Here is a 6,547-nt window from a genome sequence, read left to right on the forward strand (position 1 = left end):
GAGATGGGTCCGCTCATCACCCGCGAGCACCGGGACAAGGTCGCCTCCTACGTGACGGGCGCTCAGGCCGAGGGCGCGAAGGTCGTCGTCGACGGCACGCAGAAGGAGTTCGACTCGGAGGGCTTCTTCCTGGGTGTCAGTCTGATCGATCAGGTCGCCCCCGGCATGAAGGTCTACGACGACGAGATCTTCGGCCCGGTGCTGTCGGTCGTCCGCGTCGACACCTACGCCGACGCGGTCGCCCTCGTGAACGCCAACGCCTACGGCAACGGCACCGCGATCTTCACGCGCGACGGCGGCACGGCCCGTCAGTACGAGTTCGACATCGAGGTCGGCATGGTCGGCGTGAACGTTCCGATCCCCGTGCCGATCGGCGCCTACTCGTTCGGCGGGTGGAAGGACTCGCTGTTCGGCGACTCGCACATCTACGGCCCCGAGTCGGTGCACTTCTACACGCGCTCCAAGGTCGTCACCACCCGCTGGCCCGACCACACCCCCTCCCAGATCGACCTCGGTTTCCCGAGCAACCACTGACTTCCCGAGCAACGACTGACTTCCCGAGCAACGACTGAGCGGACACGACGATGACGAACTTCACCGACCGACACGGGGTCGCGCACCCGCTGCCCGCCCCCGAAGCCGAAGCGCAGGTGCGTGCAGACGACCGCGGGCACGTGTTCCACTCCTGGAGCGCACAGGGCCTGATCGACCCGCTGCCCGTCGCCGCAGGCGAGGGATCGACCTTCTGGGATTACCAGGGCAACCCCTACCTCGACTTCTCGAGCCAGCTCGTGAACCTCAACCTCGGGCACCAGCATCCCGATCTGGTCGCCGCGATCCAGCAGCAGGCCGGACGCCTCGCGACGATCCAGCCCTCCATCGCCAACGACGTGCGCGGCGAGCTCGCACGTCTGATCGCGGAGGTCGCGCCCGAGGGGTTGGAGAAGGTGTTCTTCACCAACGGCGGCGCCGAGGCCAACGAGTACGCGGTGCGCATGGCCCGCCAGTTCACGGGACGCCGCAAGGTGCTGTCGATGTACCGCAGCTACCACGGCTCCACCTCGACGGCGATCTCGCTCACCGGCGATCCGCGGCGCTGGGCCAACGACACGGTCGACTCCGGTGCCGTGCGCTTCTTCGGACCGTACCTGTATCGCTCTCCGTTCCATTCCGAGACTCCGGAGCAGGAGGCTGAGCGGGCGCTCGCACACCTCGAGCAGACGATCCAGCTGGAGGGGCCGCAGACCATCACGGCGATCATCATCGAGACGGTCGTGGGCACCAACGGCGTGCTCGTCCCGCCGCCCGGGTACCTGCAGGGTGTCCGCGAGCTGTGCGACCGATACGGCATCGTGTACATCGCCGACGAGGTCATGGTCGGATTCGGCCGCCTGGGCGAATGGTTCGGCATCGACGCGTTCGACGCCAGCCCCGACCTGATCACCTTCGCGAAGGGCGTGAACTCCGGCTACGTTCCGCTGGGCGGCGTGGTGATCTCCGACCGCATCGCGAGCGCCTTCGACACGATGCCGTTCGCGGGCGGACTGACCTACTCCGGCCATCCGCTCGCCTGCGCGGCCGGCGTCGCCACGTTCGAGGTGTTCCGTCGCGACGGCATCCTGGAGCGCGTGCGCGACCTCAGCACCCGTATCGTCGAGCCGACGCTGCGCGGCTGGGTCGAGAAGCACCCGAGCGTCGGCGACGTGCGCGGCCTCGGGCTGTTCTGGGCCGTCGAGCTCGTGCGCGACCAGGAGACGCGCGAGCCCCTCGTGCCGTTCAACGCCTCAGGAGCGGATGCCGCGCCGATGGGCGCCTTCGCCGCGGCTGCCAAGAAGGCCGGGGTCTGGCCGTTCACGCACTTCAACCGCATGCACGTCGCTCCGCCGCTGGTGATCAGCGAAGAGGATCTGGTGCGCGGTCTCACCGCGCTCGACGAGGCTCTCGCAGTCGCCGACGAGGTCGCCGCGGGCTGACGACACGAGCACCCGGCACGAAACCCCGGCGACGCGATGTCGTCGGGGTTTCGTGTGTTCGGAGTCGTCCCGCGGCTCACTCCGCGGAGTCGTACACCCGCTCCCCCTCGACCCAGGTGCCGCGCACCTCGGTCAGGCCGATCTCGTCGGCCGGATGCTCGAACGGGTCACGGTCGAGCAGGGCGAGGTCGGCCCGCATCCCCACGGCGATCGTGCCGGTGTCGTCGAGGTCGTTCACCCGCGCCGAGCCCGCCGTGTACGCGACGAGAGCCGTGGCGAGGTCGATCGCCTGCTCGGGGAGGAACGGCTCGTAATCGCCCTCCCACTCGGTCGGCGCGGAACGACGGTTCACCGCGACGTGGATCGCCGCCATCGGGTTCGGTGTGCTCACCGACCAGTCGCTTCCTGCGGCGAGCGCGGCCCCCGAACGCAGGAGGTCACCGAACGGGTACTGCCACGCCGACCGCTGTTCCCCGAGGAAGGGGATGGTGAGATCGACCATCTGCGGTTCCAGCGTCGCCCACAGCATCTGCATGTTGGCGGTGACGTCGAGCGCCCGGAACCGCGTGATGTCGTCGGGGTGCACGACCTGGATGTGGGAGATGTGGTGTCTGTTCCCGCGAGGTCCGTTGCGCACGAGCGCGGCCTCGACCGCATCCAGGCACTCCCGCACCGCGCGGTCGCCGATCGCGTGGAAGTGCAGCGTGAATCCGAGGGTATCGAGCCTGGTCGCGGCTTCTTTGAGCAGCTCGGGCTCGACGAAGGAGATCCCGGAGTCCTCGCGCGGATGCCCGTGGCCGTCGCAGTAGGGCTCGAGCATCGCGGCGGTGAAGTTCTCCGCCACGCCGTCCTGCATGATCTTCACGCTGCGTGCCCGGAATCGCCCGACCGTGCTCTCATCACGTCGGCGCACGATGTCGTCGATCTGCTCCAGGCCGCGCGACCGATCCCACCACAGCGAACCCACCACGCGACCGGTGAGCGCACCGGATGCGGCGGCGGTCAGGTACGCGGGCAGCGGGTCGCCCGCGTCTCCGTACTCGGTGCCGACGATCGCGTCCTGCCACGCCGTCACGCCGTAGGAGTGCAGGTAGCGCTGCCCCTGCAGGAGGGCCTCCACCAGACGCTCGGGCACCTCCGTCGGCAGCAGCCTGTTGACCAGGCCCATCGCGCCCTCGTGCAGCGTGCCGCTCGGTGCGCCGGTCGCGTCGCGCTCGATCCGCCCGTCCTCTGGATCGGCCGTCGCGCGGGTGATGCCGGCGAGCGCGAGTGCTCGGGAGTTGACCCAGGCGCCGTGGCCGTCGCGGTTGGGCAGGAATGCCGGGCGGTCGGGCACGACGGAGTCGAGGTCTTCCGCGGTCGGTACACCGCCGGGGAACGCCGACATCTGCCATCCGCCGCCCAGGATCCACTCGTCATCGGGATGCTCCTGCGCATATGCGGCGATGCGGTCGAGGTACTGCTCGCGCGTCGACAGCTCGGCGAGGTCGCAGCGGAGCATGTCCAACCCACCCCACACCGGGTGCACATGCGCGTCTTGGAACCCCGGTACCAGAAGCCCGCCGTCGAGGTCGACGACCTCGGTGTGCGGGCCGACCAGCGCCGAGACGTCGTGTCCCACTGCGCTGATGCGGCCGTTCGTGACGGCGACGGCATGCGCGGTCGATCGCGCAGCGTCCGCGAGGAAGACGCGTCCTCCCCGTGTGCCGGCGGTGAACACCAGATCTGCGAACACCATGCTCACCCTCCCGCCATCGTGCGGGCGATCTCGGTCGCCGAGTCACCCGCACGCTTGAGGACGACCGCCACCAGAGCGAGTGCCAGCAGCGTGAGCACCAGCATGATCGTGGACACCGCGGCGATCTCCGGCCGCAACCCGCTGCGGAGGGCGCTGAGCACGTAGACGGGCCACGGCGTCGTGCCGGAGACCTGCACGAAGGCGGAGACGACGGTGTTGTCGAGGCTCAGCGTGAACGAGAGCAGGAACCCGGCGAGCACCGCAGGCATCGCGAGAGGCAGCGTGATCTTGAAGAAGGTGCGCACCGGGGGCGCATAGAGGTCGGCCGAGGCCTCTTCGAGCCGGGCGTCGAGCCCCACGAGCCGCGCCCGCACGATGTACGACACGATCGCGATAGAGAACAGCGACTGTCCCACCACGAGTCTCATGGTGCCGTCGTTGAAGATGCCGATCCCGGCGTCCTGCCCGAGGAAGACCAACCACGGCAGGAGCGCGACGGCATCCACGATCTCCGGCGTCACCGACACGAGCAGCAGCAGTCCGAGGAACCACCACACCCACTTGCCGGGATTGCGTGCCATCGCGATGCCGGCGAGGGTTCCCAGCGCGGTGGCAAGGAGCGCCGCCAGCAGGCCCGTGCGCACCGAGACGAGCACCGCGTCGCGGATCGCTGGCTTGTTCACGATCGCGAGGAACGAGTCGAAGCCGAAATGGTCCCACGACACCAGCAGCCGGCCGACATTGAAGGAGTAGACGATGATCACGAGGATCGGCAGGAACAGGAACAGGAACACCAGCGCCGCCCAGATCGGCAGCACGAAGCGACCGGCCCCTCGGCGCACGCGCGGTGCGGTCTTCTGCGGTCCATCGGTCACGGCGGTCATGATCCCTCCCCCAGTACGAGGCGGTTGCGTTGCCGGAGCGGCAGGGTCACGAGCCAGAGGAGTCCGGCCGCGACGGCGATCGAGAGCATGATGACGATGATCAGCAGTACCGCCATGGCCGAGCCGAGCGCCCAGTTCTGCGCGGTCTGGAACTGACTCGCCACGACCTGCCCGATCATGTTGCCCTTCGCCCCGCCCAGCACGGTCGCCGTGATGTAGTCGCCCATGAGCGGGATGTACACCAGCAGCACTCCCGCGATGATTCCGGGCCTGGCCAGGGGCACCGTCACCCTCAGGAAGGTCGTGACGCTGTTCGCGCCGAGATCCTTGCTCGCCTCGCGCAGCGGCCCCGACACGCGATCGAAGGCCACGAACAGCGGCAGGATCATCAGCGGCAGGTAGTTGTAGACGACGCCGAGGAGCACCGCGCCGCGCGAGTAGAGCAGATCGAGCGGACCGGGGATGACCCCGATGCCCTGCAGCAGCTGCGAGAGCCAGCCCTCGGGGGCGAGGATCACCTGCCAGCCGATGGTGCGCACGAGGAAGTTGGTCCAGAACGGCACCATCACGAGCGCGAGCAGGAGTCCGCGCTTCGAGGGCGGGGCCTTCACCGCGATCCAGTATGCGACCGGACCGCCGATCACCAGACACAGGGCCGTGCCGAGGATGCCGATCCACAGCGTGTTCAGGAACGTGCTGAAGAACGTCGGGGAGAGCGCTTCGAGGTAGCGGTCGAACGAGAGGTGGTCGAGCGCATGCGTGGCGAAGATGCTCGGCTTGTAGCCGAAGCTGAACACCACGACCATGAAGATCGGGGCCACGAAGAAGACGAGCAGCCAGACCCACGCGGGGATCGCGAGACCGAACTTGAGCTTAGGCACCGGCGGCCGCCTTCATCGAGTTCCAGATCGAGACGACACGGTCCTGCGCATCGGTCAGCTTGCCCTCGTGCATCGTGGCCACCTGCTCCTCGTCGAAGAACACCATGTCGAGCCGTTCCAGCCCCGCAGCCTCCGCTTCCTCGCGGATGCCGGAGATGCCGGTGTCGTAGCCGATGTAGTCGACCTGTGCGAGCTGCACGTCGGGCTGCAGCACGAAGTCGATGAACGCGTGCGCGGCCTCGGGGTGCGGAGCTCCCGCGGCGATCGCCCAGTTGTCCATCCACAGCTCCGTCGCCGGGCTCCCGAGCACCCACTGCCAGCGGTCAGGGTCGTCCGACTCGAAGATGCCGAGCCGCGCGTCGCCGTTGTACGACTGCAGCAGCGCGTGGGACGCCTGCGGGATCGACGACCCACCGGGGTACGAGTCGAACGCCGAGACGTGCGGAGCGAGATCCTTCACCAGGAACCTCTCGACCGCGTCGAGGTGGTCGGGATCGGTGGTCGTCCAGTCGATGCCGTTCGCCCAGAAGTAGATGCCCAGCAGCGGTGCCGGGTCGTCGAGCACCGAGGTCGAGCCCGATGCCTCGTTCTGCGCGGCATCGATGAAGTCGTTCCAGGTCGTGAGCTCGCGCGAGATCACCCTCTTGTCGTACACGAACCCCGTGGTCCCCCGCGCCTTGCACACCGAGTACTCGTTGCCGGGATCCCAAGAGCGCCCACGGAACTCGGGTGCCACGTGCTTCATGTTCGGCAGCAGGTCGAGGTTGAACTTCTGCAGGAGTCCGTTCTCGGCCATGGGCCCGACGAACACCCCGGTCGGCACCACGATGTCGTAGCCGGAGGTGCCGCGGGCGGCGACCAGCTTGGCGATCAGCTCCTCGTTGGAGTTGAAGGCGTCGAGCACGATGCGCGGGCCGCTCTCGGCGGTGAACTGCTCGAGCACCTCCGGGGCGTCGTAGTCACCCCAGCTGTAGATGGAGAGCTTGTCCTCGAGAGGGCCGCCCTCGGCATGCACGGCCGCGGCGTTCTGCCCCGGCGAGCACGCGCTGAGCACGACGGCGCCGCCCGCCA

General features: G+C 68.3%; 6 protein-coding genes. 2 read left to right on the forward strand and 4 right to left on the reverse strand.

What is annotated here, in order from left to right; all coding sequences use genetic code 11:
• Together DSP71_RS24340 and DSP71_RS18995 are read left to right on the forward strand one after the other, a co-directional pair.
• On the forward strand, positions 1-534 hold a 534-nt coding region (locus tag DSP71_RS24340), incomplete at its 5' end, for an aldehyde dehydrogenase family protein (RefSeq protein WP_258546556.1).
• A 50-nt stretch (positions 535-584) separates the two neighbouring features.
• Positions 585-1,973: an aspartate aminotransferase family protein gene (locus tag DSP71_RS18995; protein ID WP_113681827.1), complete on the forward strand. Its 1,389-nt coding sequence runs from the start codon at positions 585-587 to the stop codon at positions 1,971-1,973.
• Between the two features lie 76 nt (positions 1,974-2,049).
• Here DSP71_RS18995 and DSP71_RS19000 read toward each other — a convergent pair whose 3' ends face one another.
• From DSP71_RS19000 to DSP71_RS19015, 4 genes are all read right to left on the reverse strand, one after another.
• A complete protein-coding gene (locus tag DSP71_RS19000; protein WP_113681828.1) occupies positions 2,050-3,711 on the reverse strand; it encodes an amidohydrolase in 1,662 nt (553 codons plus the stop codon).
• A gap of 2 nt (positions 3,712-3,713) precedes the next feature.
• Entirely contained in the window at positions 3,714-4,595 is an 882-nt protein-coding gene (locus DSP71_RS19005) for an ABC transporter permease (RefSeq protein WP_218867307.1), read from the reverse strand.
• Positions 4,592-5,476: an ABC transporter permease gene (locus DSP71_RS19010; protein WP_058631244.1), complete on the reverse strand. Its 885-nt coding sequence runs from the start codon at positions 5,474-5,476 to the stop codon at positions 4,592-4,594. The genes DSP71_RS19005 and DSP71_RS19010 overlap by 4 nt, the downstream gene beginning before the upstream one ends.
• Positions 5,469-6,547 (reverse strand): spermidine/putrescine ABC transporter substrate-binding protein (locus tag DSP71_RS19015; protein WP_147251401.1); only part of this gene is annotated, 1,079 nt, incomplete at its 5' end. The genes DSP71_RS19015 and DSP71_RS19010, both read right to left, overlap by 8 nt.

The organism is Microbacterium sp. H6 (assembly GCF_003314775.1).
Classification (GTDB): domain Bacteria; phylum Actinomycetota; class Actinomycetes; order Actinomycetales; family Microbacteriaceae; genus Microbacterium; species Microbacterium oxydans.